The organism is Sphingomonas sp. Marseille-Q8236 (assembly GCF_965112005.1).
This window is the reverse complement of record NZ_CBCOPO010000001.1, coordinates 1,919,199-1,942,987: the sequence shown is the minus strand read 5'-3', so window position 1 is coordinate 1,942,987 and position 23,789 is coordinate 1,919,199. Positions and strand designations below refer to the sequence as shown.

The following is a 23,789-nucleotide window of genomic DNA, read 5'->3' as shown; positions in this document are numbered from 1 at the left end:
ATTCTCAACAGCAACCGAAGGCCCGGCCCGCCGACAGGCGGACCGGGCCGACAGCCTTACTTGGTCTCGTCGACTTCCGAGAATTCGGCGTCGACCACATCGTCCTGCTTGGCCGCACCGGCATCGGCGGAGGGCGAAGCCTCGGCCTGCTGCTGCTTCTCGTAGATCGCCTGGCCCAGCTTCATCGCGACCTGAGCGAGGGCCTGCGCCTTCTCGTTCATGGTGTCGGGGTTGCCACCCTCGACCGCCGTCTTGGTCTCGGCGATGGCCGCCTCGATTTCCGACTTCAGCGACGCGTCGACCTTGTCGCCATTGTCGGCCAGCTGACGCTCGGTGGTGTGGATGAGCGACTCGGCGTTGTTCTTGGCCTCGGCCTCGGCACGACGCTTCTTGTCCTCTTCCGCGAACTTCTCCGCGTCACGGACCATCTGGTCGATGTCGTTGTCCGACAGACCGCCCGACGCCTGGATGCGGATCTGCTGCTCCTTGCCGGTGCCCTTGTCCTTGGCCGAGACATTGACGATGCCGTTGGCGTCGATGTCGAACGTGACCTCGATCTGCGGCACGCCGCGCGGTGCGGGCGGGATGCCGACCAGGTCGAACTGACCCAACAGCTTGTTGTCCTGCGCCATCTCGCGCTCGCCCTGGAAGACCCGGATCGTCACCGCATTCTGGTTGTCGTCGGCGGTCGAATAGACCTGGCTCTTCTTGGTCGGGATCGTCGTGTTGCGGTCGATCATCTTGGTCATGATGCCGCCCAGCGTCTCGATACCCAGCGACAGCGGGGTCACGTCGAGCAGCAGCACGTCCTTGACGTCGCCCTGCAGCACGCCCGCCTGGATCGCCGCGCCCATGGCGACGACTTCGTCGGGGTTCACGCCGGTGTGCGGGTCCTTGCCGAAGAAGTTCTTCACGACCTCACGGACGCGCGGCATGCGGGTCATGCCGCCCACCAGCACGACGTCGGCGATCTCGTCGGCCTTCATGCCCGCATCGGCTAGCGCCTTCTTGCAGGGCTCCAGCGTGCGCTGGATCAGGTCCTCGACCAGACGCTCCAGGTCGGCGCGGGTGATCGTCTTGACCAGATGCTTCGGGCCGTTCTGATCGGCGGTGATGAAGGGCAGGTTGACCTCGGTCGACTGGGCCGAGGACAGCTCGATCTTCGCCTTTTCGGCCGCTTCCTTCAGACGCTGGAGCGCCAGCTTGTCCTTGGTGAGGTCGATGCCCTCTTCCTTCTGGAAGCCCGACGCCAGGAAGTCGACGATCTTGTTGTCGAAGTCCTCGCCGCCCAGGAAGGTGTCGCCATTGGTCGCCTTCACCTCGAACACGCCGTCGCCGATCTCAAGGATCGAGATGTCGAAGGTGCCGCCGCCAAGGTCATAGACCGCGATTGTCTTGCCGTCCTGCTTCTCCAGGCCATAGGCCAGCGCCGCCGCGGTCGGCTCGTTGATGATGCGCAGCACTTCGAGGCCCGCGATCTGGCCGGCGTCCTTGGTCGCCTGGCGCTGCGCGTCGTTGAAGTAAGCGGGAACCGTGATGACCGCCTGGGTCACCGTCTCGCCCAGATAGGATTCGGCGGTTTCCTTCATCTTCTGGAGCGTGAAGGCGCTGATCTGCGACGGGCTGTAATCCTTGCCGCCCGCATTGACCCATGCGTCGCCGTTCGGACCGCGCGCGATCGCGTAGGGAACCAGCTCGGTGTCCTTGCGGGTGACGGGATCGTCATAGCGGCGGCCGATCAGGCGCTTCACCGCGAAGATGGTGTTGTCGGGATTGGTCACCGCCTGACGCTTGGCCGGCTGGCCGATCAGGCGCTCGCCATCCTTGGCGAAGGCGACGATCGACGGCGTGGTACGCGCGCCTTCCGCATTCTCGATCACCTTGGGCTTGCCGCCCTCCATGACAGCGACGCAGCTGTTGGTGGTGCCGAGGTCGATGCCGATCACTTTTGCCATAAGTCTCTAAATGCCCCTCAAGAACATAGTCTGGAAGTCAAATGCCGGGGTTCGCCGGTCCCGAAAGCGGCGACCGAAAACCCCGTTCACGAGGCGGATATAGGTGGGCGTTCCGTTGCCGCAAGATTGGATGGAACCTAGGGTCGTGTCAGGATTTGCCGAAACGGGAGGGTTTGCCATGCGTCGCGCCATTTTTCTGGGCCTTTTCGCCGTTGCGGCGACGGCGCTGCCGGGTTGCAGCCAGAAGCCGGAGCTTTATGCCGAGGAAGGCTGGGTCCGCCTTGCCGCCGTGCCCGGACGCCCGGCGGCGGCCTATTTCATTGTTCATGGCGGGCCCAAACCCGTCGACCTCATCTCGGTCAGCAGCGATGTCGCCATCACGTCCGAGATGCACGAAGGCGGAATGGCGATGAAGAAGGTCGACACGGTGCCGATCCCGGCGGGCAGCACCATCGCCTTTCAGCCCGGCGGGCGGCATGTGATGCTGTACGACATGAATCCTGGCGTGAAACCGGGACGCATTCTGTCGTTGCTCCTCACCTTCTCGGACGGGACCCGGCTGCGCCAGGGCGCGCGGGTGATCGGCGCGGCCGATCCGGCTCCGCAAGGGTCGTGACGAAACGCCCCCTCACCCCCGCCGAGGAAGCCCTGGCCCGCAACGTCTTCGGCGATGCGATCGATTATGCGCGGGTGCGGCTGTCGCCGACCAAATGGGCGTTCTTCCAGCCGCGCAATACGGTGATGGCTCCGACCGGCTGCATCCATTTCCATCCGAAGGGCGGGCTGTGGCGCGAGGATTTCGGCACCTGTCCGCTCCATGAACAGGGGCTGTTCGTGCATGAGATGGTGCATATCTGGCAGCATCAGCGCGGCATCTTCCTGCCGCTCAAGCGCCACCCCTTCTGCCGCTACGACTATGCACTAAAGCCGGGACAGGCCTTTGCCCGCTATGGGATCGAGCAGCAGGCGGAGATCGTACGCCATGCCTTTTTGCTGAAACGCGGGGCCGTGGTGGCCGGCGCTCCGCCACTGGCGCAATATGCCACGCTGATCCCGTTTCGGGGTAAGTAGCGCGCATTGGTCAGCCGGAGCGGCGGATGCGCTCCCCCCCCAACGGAAAAGGGCGGACCAACCGGCCCGCCCCCTTCTTCATTCCATCGCAAAAGGCTTAGTCGGGCTTCTTGGCCACGCCAACCAGAGCCGGGCGCAGCAGACGGTCCTTAATCATATAGCCCGCCTGCATTTCCTGCACGATCGTCCCCGGCTCCTGATCGGAGGGGAGTTCGAGCATCGCCTGATGCTTGTTGGGGTCCAGCGCCTGGCCCATCGCCTCGATCTTGGTGATGCCGTGACGGCCCAGCACGCTTTCCATCTCGCGGCCCGTGGCGTCGAGGCCGGTCACCAGCCCCTTCCACTTGTCGTCCTGGCGCAGTTCGGCGGGGATGGTTGCCAGTGCCCGCTGAAGATTGTCGGCCACCGACAGAATATCGCGCGCGAAGGAAGTCGCGGCATAATTCCGCGCGTCGGCCGATTCCTTTTCGGCGCGACGGCGGACATTCTGAATCTCCGCCTGGGCATAAAGATATTGCTGCTTGGCATCGGCAAGCTGGTTTTCCAGCTCGGCCAGACGGTCCTGCCCCGCCACTTCGGGCGCCGCCTCGGCCGTTTCCTCGCGAAGATCGGTCTGGGGTTCGTTCGTCGTATTGTCGCTCATCATAATCCCTGTTCAGCCCATCATCCGGGCAAGCGTTGCCGCCGTGAAATCCACCATGGGCACGACGCGGGCATAGTTCAACCGGGTGGGGCCGATTACGCCGACCACACCAACCACTTGGCCGTCCAGTCCACGAAACGGCCGGGCGATCACCGACGATCCGGACAATGCGAACAACTTGTTTTCCGCGCCGATGAAAATCCGGGTCGAATCCCCCGCCCGCGCCGAATCGAGCAGGCTGGCAATCTCCTGCTTGCCCTCCAGATCGTCGAGCAGGTCGCGGACCCGCTCCAGATCGGCGGCAGCGGCGGCATCGATCAGCCGTCCCTGCCCCCGCACGATCAGGATCGGGCGGCGATCGCCGTCCTCGCTCCACACCGCCAGCCCTTGTTCGACCAGCGCGCGCGCCGCACCGTCCAGCGCCGCGCGCCCCGCCGCCAGTTCGCGCTCCAGCCGCTCGCGCGCCTGGCCCAGCGTCAGCCCGGCCAGCGTGGCGGACAGGTAATTGCCCGCCTCGATCAACGCCGAGGGCGTCATGCCCGGCGGTAGCTCCAGCACCCGATTCTCGACCGCGCCGTCCTCGGCGACCAGCACCGCCAGCGCCTGGGTCGGCGACAGCGGCACGAAACCGATCGAGCGCAGCTTCATCTCGCGCTTTGGCACCATCACCAGCCCCGCACAGGCCGACAGGCCCGACAGCACCGCCGTCGTCGCCGCCAGCGCCTCCTCGACCGGACCCGAGCGCGCGGCGCGTGCCTCGATCGCGGCGCGCTCCTCGATACTCGGCTCCATCGCGTGCATCATGCCGTCGACGAACAGGCGCAGTCCGATATCGGTCGGCATCCGCCCCGCGCTAGTATGCGGCGCGGCGAGCAGCCCGCGCTCCTCCAGTTCCTGGAGCACGTTGCGGATCGAGGCGGGCGACAGGTTGATCCCCGACAGCGCGATGGTCTTCGACCCCACCGGCTGGCCGCTGGTGAGATAGCTGTCGACCACCACGCGAAAAATGTCGCGCGCCCGGTCGGTCAGCTCGGTGATCGGTGGGGTGACCATGCCGGAAATGTAGGCATTCCCCGCCCGCCGCTCAACCGCGATCGGGAGACCTTCCTTCTTCTCCGCGCCCTCTGCGCCTCTGCGCGCAAAAAAAGAGATTGTTCACGCGAAGCCGCGAAGGTGCAAAGATTGCCAGCCCCCTCTTCGCGCCTTCGCGCCTTCGCGTGAACCATTTTGTCGCGCAGAGGCGCAGAGGACGCAGAGAGAAGAGGAGTGTCTGCCGATCAACACCTTGGTCTCTGGCGCAAGTCGCGGGGGCCGGTTAGGGCTGGGGTCAAGGAACAAGGAGAAGACTATGCGCCCGTCCGGCCGGATGCCCGACCAGATGCGTCCCATCACGATCGAGCCGAATTTCACCCGCCACGCCGAAGGATCGGTGCTGATCGGGTTCGGCGATACCAAGGTGCTCGTCACCGCCAGCGTCGAGGAGCGCGTGCCGCCCTTCCTGCGCGGCAAGGGCGAAGGCTGGGTCACGGCCGAGTACGGGATGCTTCCCCGCGCCACCCATACGCGCGGCAGCCGCGAGGCGGCCAAGGGCAAGCAGTCCGGCCGCACCCAGGAAATCCAGCGGCTGATCGGCCGATCTTTGCGCGCGGTCTGCGACCTGAAGGCGCTGGGCGAGCGGCAGATCACCATCGACTGCGACGTGATCCAGGCCGATGGCGGCACCCGCACCGCCGCCATTTCGGGCGCGTGGGTTGCGCTGCGCATGGCGGTCAACAAGCTGATGGCCGAGGGCAAGCTGACCAGCGATCCGATCCGCAACAAGGTCGCCGCCGTGTCGTGCGGCATCCATAAGGGCACGCCGGTCCTCGACCTCGACTATATCGAGGATTCGAACGCCGATGCCGATGCGAATTTCGTGCTGATCGAAAACGGCCATATCGCCGAGGTCCAGGCGACCGCCGAGCACGCCACCTATGACGAGGAAGCGCTGCTGCGTCTGCTCCGTCTGGCGCGCATGGGCTGCGCCGAGATCTTCGCGGCGCAGGACCGGGCGATCCGCGCATGAGCGGCGAAGGCAATGGCCGTCAGGCGATCCGCAAGCTCGAACCCGGCAAGCTGGTCCTCGCCAGCCATAACAAGGGCAAGATCGTAGAATTCCGCGAATTGCTCGCGCCGTACGGCGTCGAGGTGATCGCGGCGGGCGACCTCGACCTGCCCGAGCCCGAGGAAACCGGCACCACCTTCGTCGCCAATGCCGAATTGAAGGCGCTGGCGGCGGCGGACCTGTCGGGGCTTCCCGCCCTGTCGGACGACAGCGGCCTGTGCGTCGAGGCGCTGGGCGGCGATCCGGGGCTGTTCTCGGCGCGCTGGGCGGGGCCGGAGAAGGACTTCGCCATGGCGATGCGCGCGGTCGAGGATCGACTGAACGAGGAACCGGACATGAGCCGGACCGCGCATTTCGTCTGCGCGCTGGCGGTCGGCTGGCCCGACGGGCATGTCGAGTGGTTCGAGGGCCGCGTCGACGGCACGATCGTCTGGCCACCCCGTGGGGACCAGGGCCATGGCTATGACCCGATCTTCCAGCCGATCGGCTATACCGAGACGTTCGCCGAGATGGACCAGAACGAAAAGAACCGCATCAGCCACCGCGCCGACGCGTTCGGCCAGTTGGTGAAGGCGGTGTTCTGACCCTTCTATCCCTCCCCTGAAAAGGGGAGGTGGCAGGCCGCAGGCCTGACGGAGGGGTGTCGCGCTATCGAGAGGGTGGCACCCCTCCACCATGCCGCGCATGGTCCCCCTCCCCTTGCAGGGGAGGAAATTTGTTATCCCTTGGCTAGCCGCTTCTGGTTCGCCGTCACCGCCTTGTGAACCGGCGTCATCGCCTGCAGCGGCATCGACGCGCCGATCAGCATCGCGCGGGCCATCGATTCCCACGCGTCGAGCATCCCGCCGCGCGGATCGTGCCGCGACAGCCGGGACAGGGCCGCCTGATCACGGTTCCAGGACTTTGCCGACTGATCGAAGGCCTTCACCTTCTCGCTGACCATCAACGTCATCTCGGTCACCGAGGACGTACCGGTCGCCATCGCGCCCATGCGGGTGGCGATCACGCTCTGCGCGCTTACCATCGCCTCGCCCGCCATCACGGCGAACCGTGCGGGCGCGGTCCAGAAGGCCATCCACGCCATAGGATCATAGGGATTCGCCATCGCGTCTTACCTTCCCGTCACTCTGTCCGACCGGGTCAGAATGCCCGCTCGCCGACGACGTTGCCCGTCGGGCTATAGCGGCAAACGAGGAAGTCGTCGCGTGTGTTGCTAGCCATCGCGCATCCGACTGCCGTGGATCGTGCCCAGACGATCTGAGTATAATGCGCAACATCGCCAAATCGGCCAGTGCGGCTGGCTTGCGGAATGGGCAGGTTCACGAAGTCGCGCTTCTCGGCGACCCAATGCCCCATCATCTCGTCATAGCTGTACGCGCCGCGCGTGCCGGTCCACAGATTTTCCCCTTGCCGGGTCGGCCCCTGCGGTTGTTCGGCATGCTGGAAGCGCCTCGTCCGCGCCATCTCCTGCGCATAGGACAGCGCGCTCGCCGCCAGACCGTCGTCCCAGGTCAACGGCGGCAAGCCGATCTCGGCCCGTGCCGCGCGATGCCCTTGCACCATGGCTTGACGCAACAATCCGGCGCCACGCGCGGCGGGCGTGTCAGATGCGCGCTCCTCGACCACCCGTGCGGGCGGCCGTTCGCTGGAGCCGCCCTGTGCCGAGACCATGGGACCGCATCCCGCCAGCAGTGCGGCAAGGACGGGCAGCGATAAGAGATGGCGAAGTGCGACCATCGCCGCCATATCGGCACGCATCATGTCCTCCGCAATATCGCCGCCATCGCCGACGCCCGCCCCGCTCGCGCTCTATGTCCACTGGCCGTTCTGCGTCTCCAAATGCCCCTATTGCGACTTCAACAGCCATGTGCGCGAATCGGTCGACCAGGCGGCCTGGCAACAGGCGCTGCTCGCCGATCTGGCGTATGAGGCGGCGGCGTTGCCGGGGCGGCGACTGACCTCGATCTTCTTCGGTGGCGGCACGCCTTCGCTGATGCCGCCCGCGACGGTCGCCGCGATCCTCGACGCGGCCGAGCGGCATTGGGGCTTTGCCGACGGGATCGAGATCACGCTCGAGGCCAATCCCTCCTCGGTCGAGGCGGCGCGCTTTGCCGACCTTGCCGCCGCCGGGGTCAATCGCGCCTCGCTGGGCGTGCAGGCGCTGGACGATGAGGCGCTGCACTTCCTCGGCCGCGCGCATGGGGTGGACGAGGCGCTGCGCGCCCTACAGACCGCACAGGGCCTGTTCGGCCGGGTCAGCTTCGACCTGATCTATGCCCGCCCCGGACAGCCACTTCCCAACTGGGAAGCCGAACTGAACCGCGCGATCGGTTACGGCACCGAGCATCTGTCGCTCTATCAACTGACGATCGAGCCCGGCACGCGCTTCCATACCGAGGCGGCGGCCGGACGGCTGGTCATTCCGGACGGCGACGCGGCCGCCGACCTGTTCGAGACGACCCGTGCCATCACCGCCTCGGCCGGGCTTCCGGCCTATGAGACCTCCAACCACGCCCGGATCGGCGCGGAGAGCCGCCATAACCTCACCTATTGGCGCTATGGCGATTATGCCGGGATCGGCCCCGGCGCGCATGGCCGCCGTCAGGGGGTGGCCACGGTCCGCCGCAAGAAGCCCGAAAACTGGATGGCGGCGGTGGAGCGCAACGGCCACGGCATCGAGGCCGAGGAAACCCTCCCCTCCGTCACCCGCGCGACCGAGGCTTTGGTCATGGGCCTGCGCCTGACCGAGGGGGTGGACCTGTCCCGCGTGACCGCGCTGGCCGGGGGACGCGATATGGTGAACCAGGCCGCCCTTGCCACACTTTCGAGACAGGGCCTGATCCGCGTCGAGGGCGATCGATTGATCGTCACCGAGGAAGGTGCATTGCTGCTGGATGCAATCCTGCGCGAAGTGGTGATGACCGAGGACCAGATCCCCGCATAGGCCGTCGCTATTCGCTACCGGGAGCGGTCTGGCGCACCGCCTCGCGCAGCCATTCCAGATAAGGGGGCGATGCCTCGACGATCGGCACGGCGACGATCTCGGGCACGTCATAGCTGTGCAGCGCTGCGATCGCCTCGCACAGAGCGGGAAAGCATGTCAGCATCGTCTTGATGTGCAGCATGACCTCGGGATCATGCTGCACTGCGTCGTTCCAGCGGTACCAGCTTTCGATCGGCATCGTCTGAACACAGGCCGCCAGCCGCCGTTCGACCAGCGCCTCCGCTATGGCGGCAGCCTCGTCGCGAGAGGCCGCCGCACACATGACGACGATCGCCTCGTCGCTCAATCCGAGAAACCGGTCGGCGCGGGGGATACGGTGACGGCGGTACCGTCGCGAATCTCCTGCACTTCCAGCCCGCGCTCCGCCACGCCGTCACGGCCGAAGCGGAAGGCCCCGTCGATCCCCGCGAAACCATCGTCCGCGCGCAGCCGCGCCTCGGGGAAGGCCGCGTTCATCTTCCAGTCGCGCGCGATGCGGACGGTCAGCAACACCGCGTCATAACCCAGGCTGGACAGGCGATAGGGCGCCGCGCGGAAGCGCGCGCGGTATTTGGTCGCATATTGGCGGTAGAGAGCGTTCGACACGCTGGCGAACCAGGCCCCGTTGAGCGAGGTGCGCGTGGCGATGCCCGATTCGGAATTCCACAATTCGGTGCCCAGCAGCCGCGTCGTCGCGCCCGATCCGCGCTTCAGGACCGGTGCCGCCGCCGCCGCAGCCGCGCCGCCATCGGCGATCAGCACCGCGTCATAGGGGGCCTTGGCGCTCAGTCGCTGCGCCGCTCCGGCGATGCCGCCCGCGACCCGGCCATAGGGCTGGAGCGAGACGACCTGCCCCCCCGCCCCTTCGACCGCACGAAGGAAAGCGGTAGACGCACGCTCGCCATAGAGACCGTTGGGGACCAGACCGGCAAAGGTCGTCACCCCGCGCCCACGCGCATAGCCGACGACGCGTTCGATCGACTGGGCCGGGGTATAGCCCATCAGATAGGTGCCGTTCCCCGCCACGCCCGTGTCGTTGGAAAAGCTGATCACCGGCACCTTCGCCGCGCGGGCGATCGGTGCGACGGCGCGAACATCCTCCGACAATAACGGCCCCAGGATCAGCTGAGCGCCTTCGGCGATCGCCTTTTGCGCCGCCGCCGCCGCGCCCGGCGTGGTGTCGTAATTGGTGATTCGGATCGTGTCCGCCTGCGCATCGAGCAGCGCCATCATCGTCGCATTGGCGATCGACTGCCCCACGCCGGCGTTACTGCCCGACAGCGGCACCAGCAACGCGATGCGATGGCGCGCCGCGTCGTGGGGCAGACCCGGCTCGACTTCGGTCGAGGGGCGCGGGCTGGTGGGCGCGGGCCGCGCCGGTGCCTGTTCGACCGGCCCACGCGGCACGATCGTCTGACACGCCGCCAGGACCAGCGTCATGGCCAGCGCCACCGCCCGGCCCAGCCGCCCTACCCCGATATTGGGGGCTTTCCGAATGACGGCCCCCGGTTGTGCGAACAGCCCTGCCTCTGTCATGACGATCCCCGTGACCCAATCCGAACATACTCTCGAACCCGGGCTGTACATCGTCGCGACCCCGATCGGCAATCTCGGCGATCTGTCTCCGCGTGCCGCCAACATATTGGCATTGGCCGATGTCATCGCCGTGGAGGACAGCCGCGTGACCGCCGGACTGCTCCGGCATATCGGCGTGAAACGGCCCATGCAGCCCTATCACGACCATAATGCCGAACATGTCCGCCCCGGCCTGATCGCGAAAATGGCGACGCAGGCGGTGGCGCTGGTGTCCGATGCCGGGACGCCGCTGATTTCCGATCCGGGCTATAAGCTGGTCCGCGATGCGCGGGCGGCGGGCCATGCGGTGGTGACGATCCCCGGCCCGTGCGCCGCGATCGCTGCGCTGACGCTGGCGGGGCTGCCGACCGACCGCTTCCTGTTCCTGGGCTTCCTGCCGCCGAAAGAAAAGGCGCGCGCCGATGCCATTGCGGAAATCGCGGCGATCCGCGCCACGCTCGTCCTCTACGAATCGGGTCCGCGCCTCGCCGCGACGCTGAGCGCGCTGGCACAAGGCTTGGGCGACCGGGAGGCGGCGGTGACGCGCGAGATCACCAAGAAGTTCGAGGAAGCGGTGACCGGCACCCTCTCCACCCTCGCCGCCCGCTATGCCGAGGGGGGACCCAAAGGCGAGATCGCGATCGTCGTGGCCCCGCCCGGCGAAGCGCCGCCCGCCACCGAACAGGATGCCGATACCGCACTGGCCGAGGCGCTGACCCGCCTGCCGGTGGGACGCGCCGCCAGCGAGGTGGCCAAGGCGCTGGGGCTGGATCGCAAGGCGCTCTACACCCGCGCGCTGGCGATGAAGGGAATGGTTTCAGGGGATTAGCAGGTCGCGTTAGCGATTCGGCAAGGGTCGGGAGCGCAAGGACGGTCGGGGGGCCTGGACCATGTACACTATCGATTTCCGTCACGAACTGAACCTGCTCGACATTCGCTGGACGGGCCTGTTCACGCCCGACATTGCGCGCCGCTATTCCCGCGAACTGGTGGATGCCTTTCTACGGAGCGGTTTCCGCCCCGGCTATCGCCTGCGGATCGACATGAGCGCGATCACCGTCCAGCCGCGCGAGGCGGTGATGACGGTTCATGAGGAACTGCGCGACTTCCCCCGCGCCAGCCGCATCGCGATGGTCACGGGCAGCGCGATCGGGCGGCAGCAGATCCGCCGGTTGATGAGCCAACCTTATATGCGGGTCTTCGCCAATTCGGAGGAAAGCCTGGCCTGGCTGACCGCACCGGAGGATGTGCTCGCCTGACCTGTCGCGATGGGCTATTCCCCGGCCCCATGTCGCTGGTCCCCTCCCGCCCCCGTCGCGACCGTCGCGCCGCCGAAGAAGCGGGCCGGCGTGGCGAGCGCCTTGCCGCATGGTGGCTCCGTCTGAAAGGGTGGAGCATCCTCGACCGCCGCGTCCGCACGCCCGCGGGCGAGGTCGACCTGATCGCCCGGCGCGGGTCGCTGGTCGCCTTCGTCGAGGTGAAGACGCGCAAGACCGCCGCCGAACTCGACTTCGCGATCGACGCGCGGCGGCTGGCGCGGGTGGCGGCGGCGGCGGAAATCCTGATGCCGAGCTATGCCGGGCCGGGCGACGATATCCGAGTCGACGTGATCCTGCTCGCCCCCGGCACCCGGCCGCGTCACATCGAAAATGCCTGGTGTGGGTGACAGGCGGGCGGTCAGCGATTACGTCCCGGTCGCAATAGCCGCCCAAGGAAGGAAAGCCCCATGTCCCAGTCGCTGACCGTCGCCGTCCAGATGGACCCGATGGACCAGATCAACATCGCGGGCGATTCCAGCTTCGCGCTGATGCTGTCGGCCCAGGCCCGCGGCCACCGGCTCTTCCATTATGACGCAGGCGACCTCAACTGGTCCGATGGGCGGCTCTGGACCAGGGCGCACCCCGTCACGGTGCAGCGGGTCGCGGGCGACCATTACCGCTTTGGCGAGCCGGTCAAGCTGGACCTGGGCGAAGAGGCCGATGTCGTGCTGATGCGGCAGGACCCGCCCTTCGATCTGGGCTATATCACCGCCACCCATCTTCTGGAGCGGATCGGCGAGAAGACGCTGGTCGTCAACAATCCGCGCAGCGTGCGCAACGCGCCGGAAAAGGTCTTCGTCCTCGATTATCCGCAATTCATGCCGCCGACGCTGGTCACCCGTTCGCTCGACGAGGCACGCGCATTCCTGGCGCAGCATGGCGAGATCGTCGTCAAGCCACTGCACGGCAATGGCGGCAAGGCGATCTTCAAGGTCGGGCGCGATGGCGCGAACCTGTCGGCGCTGATCGAGGTGTTCAACACCGCCTATCGCGAGCCGCACATGGTGCAAGCCTTCCTTCCGGCCGTAGCCAAGGGCGACAAGCGGATCGTCCTGATCGACGGCGAGGTCGCGGGTGCGATCAACCGCCTGCCGGGCGAGGGCGAGATCCGCTCCAACCTGGCGGTCGGCGGATCGGCGGAGAAGACCGAACTGACGGCCCGCGAACGCGAGATCTGCGACGTGCTGGGGCCCGAACTCAAGCGGCGCGGGCTGCTGTTCGTCGGGATCGACGTGATCGGCGGCGAGTGGCTGACCGAGATCAACGTCACCTCGCCCACCGGCATCGTCGCGATCGAGAAATTCGACGGCACCGATGTCGCCGCGATGATCTGGAACGCGATCGAGGCCAGAGTCGCCGCCAAGGGGTGATCCCATTCCTCTCCGCCAGGAAGAGGAAGAACCGACACACGGAACCCTTGCCCCTCCCCATGCTTTCCTGCTCCGAGCAACACAGGGGATGAGCATGGGTGCAACGACGTTGGGAGCGCTGGTCGGCTCCGCGATTGATGGGATGTCCGGCGACGATGGCGTCGCAGATGGCGCGATCATCGGAGCGGTCACCGCCAATGTCCTGAAGGTCGTGCTGCCGATCGCCATCACCTATGCGGTGGGCTGGGCCGTGCTTCGCGGCGCGGGCGAGCTCAAGGATCGGGTTTTCGGAGAAGTGCAATGATCGGACGTATCATCGGCGCGCTGGTTGGGCGCGAAGTCAGCCGTCGTGATGGCAATAGCGGCCTGAAGGGCGCGGCGCTGGGTGCGCTGGCGGTGGGCGGCATGCGGCGTCTGGGTCCGCTGGGCCTGGTCCTTGGCGGCGGCTATGCGGCCAAGAAGGCTTATGACCGTCACAAGGCGAGCAAGGTGACGGGCAACCGCTACTGATCGCACCTTTGGACGGCATCGCATACCGCAGCGCGTCAAGCATGTCTTGACGCGCCGCGACTGCGTGCGTCAAAGGCGGACATGCCCAACTCCCCCGCCAACCCCGACGATCCCCACAAGCTGAAGCGCCGCGGCATGTTGTTCGTGCTGTCCTCGCCCTCGGGTGCGGGCAAATCGACGATCGCGCGCAAGCTGCTGGCGGACGACGACGGTCTCCAGATGTCGGTTTCCGCGACGACGCGCGGCGCGCGGCCGGGCGAGGTCGATGGCAAGGACTATCACTTCGTCGATCTCGAGGAATTTCGCCGCATGGTGGCGAACGACGAATTCCTGGAATGGGCGCATGTCTTCAACAATCGCTACGGCACGCCGCGCGCGCAGGTCGAGGCGATGCTGGCGGCGGGCAAGGATGTGCTGTTCGATATCGACTGGCAGGGCGCACAGCAGCTGTTCCAGATCGCGGGCGGCGATGTGGTGCGCGTGTTCATCTTCCCCCCGTCGATGGAAGAACTGCGCCAGCGGCTGGAGCGCCGCGCGACCGATTCGGTCGAGGTGATCGACGCCCGCATGGCCCGCGCCGCGAACGAGGTCAGCCACTGGGACGGTTACGACTATGTCCTGGTGAACGACGATGTGGAGCAGTGTTTCCAGGGGGTGAAGACCATCCTGCAGGCCGAACGCCTGAAGCGCTCGCGCCAGACCGGGCTGATCGGGTTCATCCGGAAACTGACGACGAAGTAACGGCGGCAAGGCGTTCGGGCGGGACGCCGACGGGTCGCGTGCGCTTGGATCGCGCGCCGCAAATCACCCCAGCGCCGTCAGGAACCGCACCGCCGCATCATATTCCCGCCGCTTCGCCTCACGCGCTTCGAGGGCGAGATAGTCCTCGCCCCATTGTTCGGCCTGAAAATCCTCGTCGACATGCGCCGCGATCCAAATGGCGTCGGCATCCGCCGCACCTTCCAGCAGCGCGAGCGCCAGGATCAGCGAGCCGGTGATCGTCACCACCGGCGACAGGGCCGCCAGACGAAACGGCTCCAGCGCCGCCACCGCCTGCCCCAGCCGCGCCACCGTCGCGTCAGGCTGGGGCTGGTGCATGATCCCCGTCACCAGCGTGAAGTGCACGTCGTAACGATCACGCGCCCAATCGAGCAGCGGGTTCCACACCACGTCCTGCCGCGCCACCAGCTCGGGCGGCGAATCGGCGCGGTAATAGAGCAGATCGCTTTCGGCATAGCGCGCCAGCCCCATGGCGAAGGGCTGCGGGTCGGCGGCGATCCGGTCGATCGCGGCATTGGCCAGCCCGGTCAGCGGCATCGCGCGCGGATCGACCGTCTCCCCGACCAAGCGCCATTCCTCGGCCACCGCCTCGGCCAAGGCGGGCGTCGGCAGCGCCAGCGGGGTGCGCCCCGGCGTGCGCACCGGGCGATCGTCCAGCCGCACGACACGGTCCGCATCGACGGCGACATCCTGCCAGAAACGCTTCATTCCCCGCCACTCCGCCAGCGATGCGCCAGTCCGGCGGGCACGATCGCGATCATCGCCAGCGCCGCCACGACGATCGCCGCCCCCAGCGCCTTGTGCGGCCAGGCCACCCCGCGCGAAGCCAGCACCACGCCGAACACGGCCCCCGCTACGCCGATCAGCCGGACCAGCACGATGACGAACCAGCGCCGCCGCGCGCGTGCGACATCCTCGGTCATGGCCGCGCCAGCAGGGCTGGCAGGTCCGCGACCTGCTCGGCGACGACCTGCGCGCCCGCCTTCACCAGTTCGTGCACGTCATGATATCCCCAGGCGACACCGACCGCATAGGCGCCCGCCGCCTTGCCCATCGCCATGTCGAAACTCGTATCGCCGATCATCGCCACGTCCTGCGCCGCGACGCCCGTCTCCGCCATCGCGGCCAGCACCATCGAAGGGTCCGGCTTGGATGGGTGGCGGTCGGCGGTCTGGAGCGTGACGAAATGATCGGTCAGCCCATGTTCGGCCAGCACCCGCGCCAGCCCGCGATCGGACTTGCCCGTCGCCACGCCCATCAACCAACCCTGTTCGGCGAGATGATCGAGCAAGGCGGGAATCCCCTCGAACAGGGGTTCAGGCTCCATCGCGCCTGCGGTGCGCAGCCGGAAGAAAGCGACCTTATAGTCGGCGGCAAGCCGGTGATGCGCCTCGTCCGACTGGTCGGGCGCCAGCACGCGCATCGCCTCGACCAAGCTCAGGCCGACGATCCGGCGGATCGCGGGCGCCGGGGGTGGGGTCAGGCCGGACAGGGCAAAGGCCTCGACCGCCGCGAGGCAGATATTGGCCTGGCTATCGACAAGGGTGCCGTCGCAATCGAACAGGGCAAGGCGCGGTGGCGTCATCCCCGCTCTCCTATCCGCACATCCCGCACGGGGGAAGCATGACGTTTCTCATGAACGACAGCTAACAAGCGCATTCAGCATCGGAACATCGCGAATCGGGCAGAAGAGGATCAACGACGACGGGACCGTCCCGCCGCCGCCGGTTTGAAGATCAAGGGAGATGAAGATGTTCAAGAAGCTCTCGCTCGCTGCCGCCGCCCTTGCTGTCGGCGCGACGGCCATGGTTCCCACCGCCGCTTCGGCGCAGCGCTATTACGACCGCTATGATCGCGGTGCCTATGGCGACGCCTATGCCGATGGTTACAATCGCGGGCCCCGCTACGACCGTGGCTATTATGACCGTCGCGGCTATGATCGCGGCTATTACAATCGCGGTCCGCAGCGGTGCAATAATGGCACCACGGGCACCATTGTCGGTGCGATCGCGGGTGGCCTGCTGGGCCGCACGATCGACACGCGGGGTGATCGCACCCTCGGCACGATCCTGGGCGGCGGCGCCGGTGCGCTGGCCGGTCATGCGATCGAAAAGTCGAACAACCCCGGCTATTGCCGCTAAGCTTCGGGCGAGAGGGGACCTCCCCTCCCCGATCGACACGAACCCCGTCGGCCCTGCGGCCGGCGGGGTTCGTCATGTTGTGGGTGATGCATCCTCCACCAATGCACGACTTGGCTTTCAACCGAGTCCCGCATAACCACTATCCTTGCATAACAAGGTGTAATGCGTTATAGAATGCCTCCATGGATATGGCAGGATGGCAATCGCAGTTACGCAAGGGAGCGGCCGAACTCGTGCTGCTATCCGTGCTCGCGCGGGGTGAGGCTTACGGGGTGGAAATCCTGGCCCGCATCCGCGAGGGCGGCGATCTGGTCAGCGAGGGGACGCTATACCCGTTGCTCAGCCGGCTGGAGAAATCGGGCCGCATCGCCTCTCGCTGGGAATTGCCGGTCGAGGGCGGCAATCCGCGCAAATATTACCACCTGACCAAAGAGGGCGCCGCTCTGGCCACCGCGATGCGCGCCGCCTGGATCGAGTTTCGCACCACCATCACGACCCTAGTGGAGCATCAGCCATGACCGACTCTGCCCGCATCATCGCCGATTATGTACGCCGTCTCCGCTGGTCGTTGCAGGCGATCCCCGCTGAGGATCGCGCCGGTATTGTGCGAGAGATAGAAAGCCACCTGACCGACAGCCTCGCCGCCGGACCCGACCGGCTCGACGCCAGCCTGTCAGCGCTCGGATCGCCGCATGCGCCGGCGGCGCGGTTCGTTCAGGAATATCGGCTGGCGGGCGCATTGGGCGAGGATCGGTCAGCCCCCTTGCTCCGCGCGATGATGATCCGCTCGGGGCGGAGCGCGGCAGCTTTCGGATCGGTCCTGGTCGCGATGCTGTTTTATCTGATCGCCCTGAGCCTCGTCGGCATGGCCGCGCTCAAGCCGCTCTTTCCCGGCCATGTCGGTCTATGGTCGCTGCCCCAGGGGCCGGCATTCGGCATTCTCGCCGATCCACCCGCCGCGCCGGAGCAGATGGGGCTGTGGATCCTGCCGGTCGCGACCGCCGGGGCGCTGGCCTGCTATGTGCTGGCGACACTGGTGCTGCGCAGCACGGGGCGGCATCTACTGCGCCATGGTTCGGTGATGTGACGGTACCAGGCGGCTGACGAAGCGGCTCCGCCGCGTGAGGTCTGGCTCGCGGTGCCCCCTCCCTGCATTGGGGAGGGGAACCCGATATCAACGAGCGCCCCGGCCGCGCCGCTCGCCGCGCCGTTCCTTGCGATACTGCTTGGCGTGCGCCTTGGCCCGCTGCTTGAGCACGTCCTTGGGCGGCGGACCGCGATCCTCGTCCTGGGGCAGGACATCGCCACGAATCTCGTCGAAGCCGAGCTGATTCATGCTCTCGGCGAAGTGGCTGGGCAGTTCGGCGGTCTGGTCGATGCGGCCGCCATCGGGATGATCGACACGGATCCGGCGCGCATGGAGGTGCATCTTACGGCTGATCCCGCCGGTCAGGAACGCCGCCGCGCCGCCATATTTGCCGTCGCCGACGATGGGATGACCGATCGCCGCCATGTGCACGCGAAGCTGATGGGTGCGGCCGGTGAACGGCTGCAACTCGACCCAGCAGCAGCGATTGCCCGCCCGCTCGATCACCCGGTAGCGCGAGCGCGCGGCCTGGCCGTTTTCCTCATCGACATGCATCTTCTCGCCGCCGGTGCCCGGCTGCTTGGCGATGGGCAGTTCGATCGTGCCGTCCTCGATCGAGGGAACGCCGACAACCAGCGCCCAATAGATCTTCTTGGCGGTGCGTCCCGAAAAAGCCTTGGCAAAAAACGCCGCCGCACGCGCATTGCGCGCGACCAGCAGCGCGCCGGACGTATCCTTGTCGAGCCGGTGGACGAGCTTGGGCCGCCCCTCCGCCTCGAACTGCAACGCGTCGAGCAGACCGTCGACATGGGTGGTCGTCTTGGTCCCCCCTTGAGTCGCCAGACCAGGCGGCTTGTTGAGGACCAGCGCGTCGCGATCCTTGTGGATCACCATCTCGCGCGCAAACGCCTCTTCATCTTCGGACAGGATGTTGCGCGGCCGCATCGTCGGCTTGCTGTTCTCAACCAGGGCGGGCTCGGCGGGGGGAACGCGCAGCACCTGGCCCGCTATGATGCGGTCGCCCGGAGTCGCGCGCGCGCCGTCGACGCGCAACTGCCCGGTGCGGGCCCATTTGGCGACGGTCGTGAAGCTGGTTTCGGGCAGGTGCCGCTTGAACCAGCGATCCAGCCGGATACCGTCATCGTCATAGCCGACCGTGAATTGGCGGACAGAGTCCGTCATGCGAAAATCCTCGTCAACGAAAGTCCGGCCCACAAAGCGGCCAGCGAACCCAATACAGACAGCGCGACGTAAGCGAGCGCCACCGCCCCCTGCCCCCGCTCGATCAGCGTGATGGTGTCCAGCGAGAAGGCGGAGAAGGTCGTATAGCCCCCCAGCACCCCGACGCCGATGAACAGCCGCCACCCCTCATGCCCACCGATCCGCGCCAGCGTGCCCGCAAGCACGCCCATGGCGAGACAGCCGAGCCAGTTGACCGCCAGCGTGCCGAACGGAAAGCCGGAGCCGAGTGCCTCGGTCAGCACACGCCCCGTCAGATACCGTCCCCCCGAGCCCAGCGCGCCGCCCAGCATCACGAGTAGAAGCGGTGACATAATCCTGTCCCCCTAGCGCAACCCGGCGTTCCGCGCAAAGGAACAAGCATGGCGGCGGCTTGGCCTATCCGGCCTTGACCACCAGATCGATATCGCTCCCACCTCCGGCACGCGCGGTGGCATAGATCATATAGGCTGCGGCCCCCCGCGTCCCGCCCAGCACATGCTGCGCGCCGTCCATCTTGTGCTCGGCGGAATAGCCCGCCGCGGCGGCGCGGGTATAATAATAATCGATGACCTTGGCGGCGGGTGCCGATGTCCGCATGCTGACGATGCGCAGCGCGCAACCGCCTGCGTCATTGCCAGCCGCCTCCGCCACCTGGCTCGCCGGATAGACGGCGAGTGCGGCGGGCAACCGCCCCGCCCACGCCGCCGAATAGCGCAGGCCCGACAGGCAGGCCGCGTTGCCCGGCTGCTGTCCTGCCTTCGCCGCCAGCGTGAATGCCCCGGCGGAGGCCCGGCATTCAGGGCAATCCCGCGCGGCGAGCGGCGCCGATTTCAGCGTCTTCGGATCGACCGGATCGGCCGCCAGCGGCAGGGACGGCACCATGTCGCTGGCGGGCTGGTTGGGGGGACGCACCGCATTGGCGTTGGAGCTTTGGGTCAAGCCGGGATCGACCATGATCTGTCCGGCCAAGGCCTCGCGCAGTTGCGGATCGCGCGTCGGGCTGCCGTCGTTCATCGTGGACAGTTCCTTGTCGAGCGCATTGAGTTGCGCATCATCGTCCTGTCCGCGCCCGCAGGCGGCCAGCATGAGGCACGCCAGGGGGAGGAGATTTCGTCGCGACATGAACATCATGCGGCATTCCTAGCATGAGGAAGCCTCATGATCCTTAACGACATGCTCCTCCCCTTCGGCGATCGTCCCGGTGCGGGATCGTCGGCAGGCCGCTTGTGCATCGGCAGGGGCAGGGCCATGTTCGGCCTATGCTGAACCTGTTCTCGATCCTCATCGGCTTTGTCGCGCTTCTGCTCGGCATCGTGCCGTTCCTGCCCTTCTTCGCCTGGGGCTATTGGTTCGTCATCCCGATCGCGATCGTCGGCGCGGCGGTGGGTGCGCTGTCGTCGCGCAACAGCGGGCGCAATCTCAACCTGATCCTCATCCTAATCTTCGGCTTGCGCCTGATGCTGGGCGGCGGCCTGATCTGAACGACGAACGGCCCGGCGAGTCTCCCCGCCGGGCCGTCCCAATCCTCCGGCCTACCGGATCAGCGGCAGCGGACCTGACCGCGATCGATCTGCTGCCCCAGCAGCGCACCGCCGCCCGCGCCGATCACCGTGCCCAGCAGGCGCGAACCGCCGCCCGCGATGATGTTGCCCAGCGTGCCGCCGGCCAGGCCGCCGATCACCAGACCGGTGGTGCCGTCGTTGCGGCGGCAATAATAACGCCCGTTCATGCCGCGATAGATGCGGTCGTTCCGCCCCAGCGAGCGGGTCTGGTAATAGCGGCCATCGCGATAATAGCGCTCGGGATAATAACCGCGCTGACCCGGCTCGAACCGGTTATAGTCGTAATTGCGCCAGCGGACGTTTCGCATGTCCCGGCGATAGTCCTTGCGGGCGTCGCGAACGTCTTCGCGATATTCCCGGCGCGCCTCGCGAACATCGCGGCGCGAATCGGCATCGCGAACGTCACGGCGATAGTCGCGACGGGCATCGCGGATATCCTCGCGATATTCCTGACGCGCCTCCCAGCCATTGCGCTGCGCCGCGGCGGGCATGGCGGCAAAGGCGGTGGCGGCGATCGTGGCCGACAACAGAGCGATACGCATTACTATACTCCCGATTGTGATGATGGCTGAACGATCGTCTTGGCCGCGCTGTTGCGTGAACCGAAAACTACTTTCCGTTCACCGACGGGACAGAATAAGTCATTGCTATCCAAACGAAAAAGGCGCCACCCGAAGATGACGCCTTTTGGGTATAGCGCCGGGCGGACCGGGCCGCCCGTGCCTTAGCGGCAGCGACGGTTGCTCGTGCTGCGCTCCACCTCACGGCCCGCCAGCGCACCGACGGCAGCACCGCCCAGCGTGCCCAGCGTACGGTCGCCGCGCGTATCGATCGTGCGGCCCAGCAGCGCACCCGCGACACCGCCGACCACCAGACCGGTCGTGCCGTCGGGCTTGCGGCAACGGACACGGCCGCGATCGTCGCGCCATTCGCGATACTTGTAGCGGCGCTGCGCATCGGCGGCGGTGACGGGAACCAGCAGCGAGGGGACGACCATCGCGGTGCATCCCAAAGCGAGCATTAATTTCCGCATGACATTGTTCCTTTCGAAATGATCTGATGCCGTAACGTCCATATTCTACTGTCCGTTGCATGAACGCGAGATAACGCCACGTTCATCTGCGGGACGGCCTTTCCGGCGCGGGCCCGGCGCTCTAGGGTCGATGGTGATGTTGCCCGAACCGACCGCCATGCTGCCCGCCGCGATGCCGTGGCTCGACCTTGCCGGGCTGGCGGTGTTCGCCGTCTCGGGCGCGTTGGTCGCGGCCAAGCATCGCCAGACGATGGTGACGCTCGTGTTCTTCGCGCTCATCACCGGGGTCGGCGGCGGGACGGTGCGCGACTTGCTGATCGATGCGCCGGTGTTCTGGGTGCATGACGCGCGCGTGCCGGCGGTTTGCCTGGCCGCCGCCGTCGCGGTCTGGGCGACGCCCGAGCGCTGGTGGCGCGGCAGTGCGCTCGACTGGTTCGACGCGGTGGGGCTGGCCGCCTATGCCGTGTATGGCGCGGCCAAGGCCAGCGGCTATGGCATCCCGCCTATCGCCGCCGCGATGCTCGGCGTGGTGTCGGCCTGTGTCGGCGGCATCATCCGCGACGTGATCGCGGGCGAGCCGTCGATCCTGATGCGGCCCGAACTCTACGTCACCGCCGCCGCGCTCGCCTCGACCAGCTATGTCATCCTGACACAACTGGACGTGCCCATGGCGGGACCGATCGCCGCGCTGGCGGGCTTCGTGCTGCGCGGGGCGGCGATTCGCTACAGGCTTGCCCTGCCCGCCTATCCGGCTGAGGAGTGGACGGATCGGGGATAATCCCTTGGGCTTCGACTTCGCTCAGCCTGAACGGGCTGGGTTATGGGTTTCCAACATCCGTTCAGCCTGAGCGAAGTCGAAGGCCACGACTCACCGACCCAGCATCAACTCCGGCCGCACCACCCGGTCGAACGTCGCTTCGTCGACCAGCCCCAGTTCCAGCCCGGCCTCCTTCAGCGTCTGCCCCTTGTGATGCGCATGCTTGGCGATCTTGGCAGCATTGTCATAGCCGATCTCCGGGGCCAGCGCGGTCACCAGCATCAGCGAACGGTCGAGCAATTCGGTGATCCGGTCGCGATTGACCGTCATGCCCTCGACCGTCCGCTCGGCGAAGCTTTCCATGCCGACCGACAGCAAATGGATCGAGCGCAGCACATTCGCACCGATCAACGGCTTGAACACATTGAGTTCGAGATGCCCCTGTAGCCCGCCGACCGTGACGGCGGCATTGTTGCCGATCACCTGTGCCGCGACCATGGTCAGCATCTCGTTCTGGGTCGGGTTGACCTTGCCCGGCATGATCGAGCTGCCCGGTTCGTTGGCCGGAAGCTCAAGCTCGCCCAGCCCCGAGCGCGGGCCCGAACCCAGCAGGCGGATGTCATTGGCAATCTTGGTCAGCGCCACGGCGAGGACATTCAAGGTGCCGTGCAGGTCGACCAGCCCGTCATTGCTCGCCAGCGCTTCGAACTTGTTGGGCGCGGTGACGAAGTCGAGCCCGGTCGCCTCGGCGATCTCGGCGGCGATCGCCTCGGCAAAGCCATGGGGGGCGTTCAGCCCCGTGCCGACCGCCGTACCGCCCTGCGCCAGCGGCAGGATATTGCGGTGGAGCGTCCCCTCGATCCGATCGCGGGCATTGGCGAGTTGCTGGACATAGCCGGAGAATTCCTGGCCCAGCGTCAGCGGGGTCGCGTCCTGCAAATGGGTGCGGCCAATCTTGACGATCGAGTCCCATTCCTTCGCCTTGGCATCCAGCGCAGCGTGCAGCCGGTCGAGCGCGGGATAAAGCTGCCGCGTCACGGCCAGCGCGGCGGCGACGTGCAGCGCGGTCGGGAAGGTGTCGTTGGACGACTGGCCGCGATTCACATCGTCATTGGGATGCACGGGTGATTTGCCGCCGCGCGTGCCGGTCAGGATTTCATTGGCGCGGCCCGCAATCACCTCATTGGCGTTCATGTTGGACTGGGTACCCGAGCCGGTCTGCCAGATGACCAAAGGGAACTGGTCGTCATGCCGTCCGTCGATGACCTCCTGCGCCGCTGATTCGATGGCATCGGCCTTTTCCGCCGTCAGCCCGTGCCCGCGATTGATTCGCGCGGCGGCCTTTTTGACGATGGCCAGCGCATGGACGATGCCGATCGGCATTTGCTCGCGCACGCCAAACGGGAAGTTCTCGAGACTCCGCTCGGTCTGCGCGCCCCAATAGGCGTGGGCGGGAACTTTGATCGGGCCGATCGAATCGGTCTCGGTGCGGGTAGCGGTGGGGGTCTGGGTCATGGACTAGGGACTCACCGGATAGGGAATGGGTTCCCGGTGAATATCAAGCCCTCTCCCCTCCGGGGAGAGGGTTGGGTGAGGGGTTGGGGCTTGGCGAGACGACGGAGTGCAGGCCCGGCTCCAGCCCCTCACCCCGGCCCTCTCCCCGAGGGGGAGAGGGAGA

At 66.7% G+C, this 23,789-nt stretch carries 33 protein-coding genes; 17 read left to right on the top strand and 16 right to left on the bottom strand.

All coding sequences use genetic code 11. The features are described 5' to 3' along the window. Window positions 1–56 precede the first annotated feature (56 nt). Window positions 57–1,955: a molecular chaperone DnaK gene (gene dnaK / locus ACWPWT_RS09340; RefSeq protein WP_454279412.1), complete on the bottom strand. Its 1,899-nt coding sequence runs from the start codon at window positions 1,953–1,955 to the stop codon at window positions 57–59. A gap of 178 nt (window positions 1,956–2,133) precedes the next feature. Here dnaK and ACWPWT_RS09335 point away from each other — a divergent pair, with 178 nt between their 5' ends. Together ACWPWT_RS09335 and ACWPWT_RS09330 are read left to right on the top strand one after the other, a co-directional pair. Further along, a complete protein-coding gene (locus ACWPWT_RS09335) occupies window positions 2,134–2,571 on the top strand; it encodes a copper chaperone PCu(A)C (RefSeq protein ID WP_261269209.1) in 438 nt (145 codons plus the stop codon). Further along, window positions 2,568–3,026 carry a vgr related protein gene (locus ACWPWT_RS09330; RefSeq protein ID WP_454279411.1) on the top strand — a complete coding sequence of 153 codons (459 nt, stop codon included), beginning with the start codon at window positions 2,568–2,570 and terminating at the stop codon, window positions 3,024–3,026. The genes ACWPWT_RS09335 and ACWPWT_RS09330 overlap by 4 nt, the downstream gene beginning before the upstream one ends. A gap of 97 nt (window positions 3,027–3,123) precedes the next feature. On the opposite strand, the gene grpE is transcribed toward ACWPWT_RS09330, so the two are convergent. Then, complete coding sequence (grpE, locus tag ACWPWT_RS09325) at window positions 3,124–3,669, bottom strand: nucleotide exchange factor GrpE (protein WP_261269211.1); 546 nt, start codon at window positions 3,667–3,669, stop codon at window positions 3,124–3,126. A 12-nt stretch (window positions 3,670–3,681) separates the two neighbouring features. After that, entirely contained in the window at window positions 3,682–4,722 is a 1,041-nt protein-coding gene (gene hrcA / locus ACWPWT_RS09320; protein WP_261269212.1) for a heat-inducible transcriptional repressor HrcA, read from the bottom strand. Window positions 4,723–5,017: 295 nt separating this feature from the next. Here hrcA and rph point away from each other — a divergent pair, with 295 nt between their 5' ends. Continuing rightward, complete coding sequence (gene rph / locus ACWPWT_RS09315; RefSeq protein WP_454279410.1) at window positions 5,018–5,734, top strand: ribonuclease PH; 717 nt, start codon at window positions 5,018–5,020, stop codon at window positions 5,732–5,734. After that, entirely contained in the window at window positions 5,731–6,357 is a 627-nt protein-coding gene (gene rdgB, locus ACWPWT_RS09310) for an RdgB/HAM1 family non-canonical purine NTP pyrophosphatase (RefSeq protein ID WP_454279409.1), read from the top strand. The genes rph and rdgB overlap by 4 nt, the downstream gene beginning before the upstream one ends. 134 nt (window positions 6,358–6,491) lie before the next feature. On the opposite strand, the gene ACWPWT_RS09305 is transcribed toward rdgB, so the two are convergent. Then, window positions 6,492–6,878 (bottom strand): hypothetical protein, encoded by a 387-nt coding sequence (locus tag ACWPWT_RS09305; protein ID WP_454279408.1) that lies wholly within the window; start codon window positions 6,876–6,878, stop codon window positions 6,492–6,494. Between the two features lie 35 nt (window positions 6,879–6,913). Continuing rightward, window positions 6,914–7,534: a CAP domain-containing protein gene (locus tag ACWPWT_RS09300; RefSeq protein ID WP_454279407.1), complete on the bottom strand. Its 621-nt coding sequence runs from the start codon at window positions 7,532–7,534 to the stop codon at window positions 6,914–6,916. On the opposite strand from ACWPWT_RS09300, the gene hemW reads away from it, so the two are divergent. Continuing rightward, window positions 7,533–8,717, top strand: a complete 1,185-nt coding sequence (gene hemW / locus ACWPWT_RS09295) for a radical SAM family heme chaperone HemW (protein ID WP_454279406.1) — start codon at window positions 7,533–7,535, stop codon at window positions 8,715–8,717. The genes ACWPWT_RS09300 and hemW overlap by 2 nt on opposite strands. Window positions 8,718–8,724: 7 nt before the next feature. Here hemW and cutA read toward each other — a convergent pair whose 3' ends face one another. Beyond that, the gene (gene cutA / locus ACWPWT_RS09290; protein WP_454279405.1) at window positions 8,725–9,063 is read right to left on the bottom strand and encodes a divalent-cation tolerance protein CutA; all 339 of its coding nucleotides are present in this window, start codon (window positions 9,061–9,063) and stop codon (window positions 8,725–8,727) included. Further along, window positions 9,060–10,292 (bottom strand): penicillin-binding protein activator, encoded by a 1,233-nt coding sequence (locus tag ACWPWT_RS09285; RefSeq protein WP_454279404.1) that lies wholly within the window; start codon window positions 10,290–10,292, stop codon window positions 9,060–9,062. Before ACWPWT_RS09285 ends, cutA begins: the two co-directional genes overlap by 4 nt. Here ACWPWT_RS09285 and rsmI point away from each other — a divergent pair. The 7 genes from rsmI to gmk all read left to right on the top strand — a co-directional run bounded on the left by rsmI (window position 10,291) and on the right by gmk (window position 14,271). Further along, a complete protein-coding gene (gene rsmI, locus ACWPWT_RS09280) occupies window positions 10,291–11,160 on the top strand; it encodes a 16S rRNA (cytidine(1402)-2'-O)-methyltransferase (protein ID WP_261269218.1) in 870 nt (289 codons plus the stop codon). The genes ACWPWT_RS09285 and rsmI overlap by 2 nt on opposite strands. Window positions 11,161–11,221: 61 nt before the next feature. Beyond that, window positions 11,222–11,590, top strand: a complete 369-nt coding sequence (locus tag ACWPWT_RS09275) for an STAS/SEC14 domain-containing protein (RefSeq protein ID WP_454279403.1) — start codon at window positions 11,222–11,224, stop codon at window positions 11,588–11,590. A 29-nt stretch (window positions 11,591–11,619) separates the two neighbouring features. Then, entirely contained in the window at window positions 11,620–11,997 is a 378-nt protein-coding gene (locus tag ACWPWT_RS09270; RefSeq protein WP_261269220.1) for a YraN family protein, read from the top strand. A 60-nt stretch (window positions 11,998–12,057) separates the two neighbouring features. Next, window positions 12,058–13,020, top strand: a complete 963-nt coding sequence (gene gshB, locus ACWPWT_RS09265; protein ID WP_261269221.1) for a glutathione synthase — start codon at window positions 12,058–12,060, stop codon at window positions 13,018–13,020. 94 nt (window positions 13,021–13,114) lie between these two features. Beyond that, the gene (locus tag ACWPWT_RS09260) at window positions 13,115–13,324 is read left to right on the top strand and encodes a hypothetical protein (RefSeq protein WP_261269222.1); all 210 of its coding nucleotides are present in this window, start codon (window positions 13,115–13,117) and stop codon (window positions 13,322–13,324) included. After that, a complete protein-coding gene (locus ACWPWT_RS09255) occupies window positions 13,321–13,530 on the top strand; it encodes a hypothetical protein (protein ID WP_261269223.1) in 210 nt (69 codons plus the stop codon). Before ACWPWT_RS09260 ends, ACWPWT_RS09255 begins: the two co-directional genes overlap by 4 nt. Before the next feature lie 81 nt (window positions 13,531–13,611). Then, window positions 13,612–14,271, top strand: a complete 660-nt coding sequence (gmk, locus tag ACWPWT_RS09250; RefSeq protein ID WP_454279402.1) for a guanylate kinase — start codon at window positions 13,612–13,614, stop codon at window positions 14,269–14,271. 63 nt (window positions 14,272–14,334) lie between these two features. Here the strand turns inward: gmk and ACWPWT_RS09245 are convergent, their stop codons facing one another. The 3 genes from ACWPWT_RS09245 to ACWPWT_RS09235 are packed head-to-tail and all read right to left on the bottom strand — an operon-like array spanning window position 14,335 to window position 15,895. Beyond that, window positions 14,335–15,018, bottom strand: a complete 684-nt coding sequence (locus ACWPWT_RS09245; RefSeq protein WP_454279401.1) for an ATP12 family chaperone protein — start codon at window positions 15,016–15,018, stop codon at window positions 14,335–14,337. Continuing rightward, window positions 15,015–15,233, bottom strand: coding sequence for a hypothetical protein (locus tag ACWPWT_RS09240; protein ID WP_261269226.1), 219 nt, complete (start codon window positions 15,231–15,233; stop codon window positions 15,015–15,017). Before ACWPWT_RS09240 ends, ACWPWT_RS09245 begins: the two co-directional genes overlap by 4 nt. Next, complete coding sequence (locus tag ACWPWT_RS09235) at window positions 15,230–15,895, bottom strand: HAD-IA family hydrolase (RefSeq protein ID WP_454279400.1); 666 nt, start codon at window positions 15,893–15,895, stop codon at window positions 15,230–15,232. The genes ACWPWT_RS09240 and ACWPWT_RS09235 overlap by 4 nt, the downstream gene beginning before the upstream one ends. A 166-nt stretch (window positions 15,896–16,061) precedes the next feature. Between ACWPWT_RS09235 and ACWPWT_RS09230 the strand changes: the two genes are divergently transcribed. From ACWPWT_RS09230 to ACWPWT_RS09220, 3 genes are all read left to right on the top strand, one after another. Next, a complete protein-coding gene (locus ACWPWT_RS09230; protein WP_261269228.1) occupies window positions 16,062–16,451 on the top strand; it encodes a glycine zipper 2TM domain-containing protein in 390 nt (129 codons plus the stop codon). Between the two features lie 182 nt (window positions 16,452–16,633). Further along, window positions 16,634–16,969 carry a PadR family transcriptional regulator gene (locus ACWPWT_RS09225; protein ID WP_454279399.1) on the top strand — a complete coding sequence of 112 codons (336 nt, stop codon included), beginning with the start codon at window positions 16,634–16,636 and terminating at the stop codon, window positions 16,967–16,969. Beyond that, window positions 16,966–17,538, top strand: a complete 573-nt coding sequence (locus ACWPWT_RS09220) for an HAAS signaling domain-containing protein (RefSeq protein WP_454279398.1) — start codon at window positions 16,966–16,968, stop codon at window positions 17,536–17,538. Before ACWPWT_RS09225 ends, ACWPWT_RS09220 begins: the two co-directional genes overlap by 4 nt. A gap of 87 nt (window positions 17,539–17,625) precedes the next feature. On the opposite strand, the gene ACWPWT_RS09215 is transcribed toward ACWPWT_RS09220, so the two are convergent. The 3 genes from ACWPWT_RS09215 to ACWPWT_RS09205 form a co-directional block, all read right to left on the bottom strand. Beyond that, window positions 17,626–18,720, bottom strand: a complete 1,095-nt coding sequence (locus ACWPWT_RS09215; protein WP_261269231.1) for an RluA family pseudouridine synthase — start codon at window positions 18,718–18,720, stop codon at window positions 17,626–17,628. After that, window positions 18,717–19,091 (bottom strand): fluoride efflux transporter CrcB, encoded by a 375-nt coding sequence (gene crcB / locus ACWPWT_RS09210; protein ID WP_454279397.1) that lies wholly within the window; start codon window positions 19,089–19,091, stop codon window positions 18,717–18,719. The genes ACWPWT_RS09215 and crcB overlap by 4 nt, the downstream gene beginning before the upstream one ends. Before the next feature lie 64 nt (window positions 19,092–19,155). Then, window positions 19,156–19,890 (bottom strand): hypothetical protein, encoded by a 735-nt coding sequence (locus tag ACWPWT_RS09205; RefSeq protein ID WP_454279396.1) that lies wholly within the window; start codon window positions 19,888–19,890, stop codon window positions 19,156–19,158. A 128-nt stretch (window positions 19,891–20,018) separates the two neighbouring features. Here ACWPWT_RS09205 and ACWPWT_RS09200 point away from each other — a divergent pair, with 128 nt between their 5' ends. Further along, window positions 20,019–20,240, top strand: coding sequence for a hypothetical protein (locus ACWPWT_RS09200; RefSeq protein ID WP_261269234.1), 222 nt, complete (start codon window positions 20,019–20,021; stop codon window positions 20,238–20,240). Window positions 20,241–20,299: 59 nt separating this feature from the next. Here ACWPWT_RS09200 and ACWPWT_RS09195 read toward each other — a convergent pair whose 3' ends face one another. Continuing rightward, complete coding sequence (locus ACWPWT_RS09195; RefSeq protein ID WP_261269235.1) at window positions 20,300–20,863, bottom strand: glycine zipper 2TM domain-containing protein; 564 nt, start codon at window positions 20,861–20,863, stop codon at window positions 20,300–20,302. A gap of 182 nt (window positions 20,864–21,045) precedes the next feature. Continuing rightward, on the bottom strand, window positions 21,046–21,354 hold the full coding sequence (locus ACWPWT_RS09190) for a glycine zipper 2TM domain-containing protein (RefSeq protein WP_261269236.1): 309 nt from the start codon (window positions 21,352–21,354) through the stop codon (window positions 21,046–21,048). 136 nt (window positions 21,355–21,490) lie between these two features. On the opposite strand from ACWPWT_RS09190, the gene ACWPWT_RS09185 reads away from it, so the two are divergent. Beyond that, window positions 21,491–22,132, top strand: a complete 642-nt coding sequence (locus ACWPWT_RS09185) for a trimeric intracellular cation channel family protein (RefSeq protein WP_454279395.1) — start codon at window positions 21,491–21,493, stop codon at window positions 22,130–22,132. A 90-nt stretch (window positions 22,133–22,222) separates the two neighbouring features. On the opposite strand, the gene fumC is transcribed toward ACWPWT_RS09185, so the two are convergent. Next, window positions 22,223–23,626 carry a class II fumarate hydratase gene (gene fumC, locus ACWPWT_RS09180; protein ID WP_454279394.1) on the bottom strand — a complete coding sequence of 468 codons (1,404 nt, stop codon included), beginning with the start codon at window positions 23,624–23,626 and terminating at the stop codon, window positions 22,223–22,225. Window positions 23,627–23,789 lie beyond the last annotated feature (163 nt).

Coding starts and splice junctions, on each gene's coding strand:
- dnaK (WP_454279412.1), bottom strand. CDS start 1,955: ATGGCAAAAGTGATCGGCATCGACCTCGGCACCACCAACAGCTGCGTC.
- ACWPWT_RS09335 (WP_261269209.1), top strand. CDS start 2,134: ATGCGTCGCGCCATTTTTCTGGGCCTTTTCGCCGTTGCGGCGACGGCG.
- grpE (WP_261269211.1), bottom strand. CDS start 3,669: ATGAGCGACAATACGACGAACGAACCCCAGACCGATCTTCGCGAGGAA.
- hrcA (WP_261269212.1), bottom strand. CDS start 4,722: ATGGTCACCCCACCGATCACCGAGCTGACCGACCGGGCGCGCGACATT.
- rph (WP_454279410.1), top strand. CDS start 5,018: ATGCGCCCGTCCGGCCGGATGCCCGACCAGATGCGTCCCATCACGATC.
- rdgB (WP_454279409.1), top strand. CDS start 5,731: ATGAGCGGCGAAGGCAATGGCCGTCAGGCGATCCGCAAGCTCGAACCC.
- ACWPWT_RS09305 (WP_454279408.1), bottom strand. CDS start 6,878: ATGGCGAATCCCTATGATCCTATGGCGTGGATGGCCTTCTGGACCGCG.
- hemW (WP_454279406.1), top strand. CDS start 7,533: ATGTCCTCCGCAATATCGCCGCCATCGCCGACGCCCGCCCCGCTCGCG.
- ACWPWT_RS09300 (WP_454279407.1), bottom strand. CDS start 7,534: ATGATGCGTGCCGATATGGCGGCGATGGTCGCACTTCGCCATCTCTTA.
- rsmI (WP_261269218.1), top strand. CDS start 10,291: ATGACGATCCCCGTGACCCAATCCGAACATACTCTCGAACCCGGGCTG.
- ACWPWT_RS09285 (WP_454279404.1), bottom strand. CDS start 10,292: ATGACAGAGGCAGGGCTGTTCGCACAACCGGGGGCCGTCATTCGGAAA.
- ACWPWT_RS09275 (WP_454279403.1), top strand. CDS start 11,222: ATGTACACTATCGATTTCCGTCACGAACTGAACCTGCTCGACATTCGC.
- ACWPWT_RS09270 (WP_261269220.1), top strand. CDS start 11,620: ATGTCGCTGGTCCCCTCCCGCCCCCGTCGCGACCGTCGCGCCGCCGAA.
- gshB (WP_261269221.1), top strand. CDS start 12,058: ATGTCCCAGTCGCTGACCGTCGCCGTCCAGATGGACCCGATGGACCAG.
- ACWPWT_RS09260 (WP_261269222.1), top strand. CDS start 13,115: ATGGGTGCAACGACGTTGGGAGCGCTGGTCGGCTCCGCGATTGATGGG.
- ACWPWT_RS09255 (WP_261269223.1), top strand. CDS start 13,321: ATGATCGGACGTATCATCGGCGCGCTGGTTGGGCGCGAAGTCAGCCGT.
- gmk (WP_454279402.1), top strand. CDS start 13,612: ATGCCCAACTCCCCCGCCAACCCCGACGATCCCCACAAGCTGAAGCGC.
- ACWPWT_RS09245 (WP_454279401.1), bottom strand. CDS start 15,018: ATGAAGCGTTTCTGGCAGGATGTCGCCGTCGATGCGGACCGTGTCGTG.
- ACWPWT_RS09240 (WP_261269226.1), bottom strand. CDS start 15,233: ATGACCGAGGATGTCGCACGCGCGCGGCGGCGCTGGTTCGTCATCGTG.
- ACWPWT_RS09235 (WP_454279400.1), bottom strand. CDS start 15,895: ATGACGCCACCGCGCCTTGCCCTGTTCGATTGCGACGGCACCCTTGTC.
- ACWPWT_RS09230 (WP_261269228.1), top strand. CDS start 16,062: ATGTTCAAGAAGCTCTCGCTCGCTGCCGCCGCCCTTGCTGTCGGCGCG.
- ACWPWT_RS09225 (WP_454279399.1), top strand. CDS start 16,634: ATGGATATGGCAGGATGGCAATCGCAGTTACGCAAGGGAGCGGCCGAA.
- ACWPWT_RS09220 (WP_454279398.1), top strand. CDS start 16,966: ATGACCGACTCTGCCCGCATCATCGCCGATTATGTACGCCGTCTCCGC.
- ACWPWT_RS09215 (WP_261269231.1), bottom strand. CDS start 18,720: ATGACGGACTCTGTCCGCCAATTCACGGTCGGCTATGACGATGACGGT.
- crcB (WP_454279397.1), bottom strand. CDS start 19,091: ATGTCACCGCTTCTACTCGTGATGCTGGGCGGCGCGCTGGGCTCGGGG.
- ACWPWT_RS09205 (WP_454279396.1), bottom strand. CDS start 19,890: ATGATGTTCATGTCGCGACGAAATCTCCTCCCCCTGGCGTGCCTCATG.
- ACWPWT_RS09200 (WP_261269234.1), top strand. CDS start 20,019: ATGCTGAACCTGTTCTCGATCCTCATCGGCTTTGTCGCGCTTCTGCTC.
- ACWPWT_RS09195 (WP_261269235.1), bottom strand. CDS start 20,863: ATGCGTATCGCTCTGTTGTCGGCCACGATCGCCGCCACCGCCTTTGCC.
- ACWPWT_RS09190 (WP_261269236.1), bottom strand. CDS start 21,354: ATGCGGAAATTAATGCTCGCTTTGGGATGCACCGCGATGGTCGTCCCC.
- ACWPWT_RS09185 (WP_454279395.1), top strand. CDS start 21,491: ATGTTGCCCGAACCGACCGCCATGCTGCCCGCCGCGATGCCGTGGCTC.
- fumC (WP_454279394.1), bottom strand. CDS start 23,626: ATGACCCAGACCCCCACCGCTACCCGCACCGAGACCGATTCGATCGGC.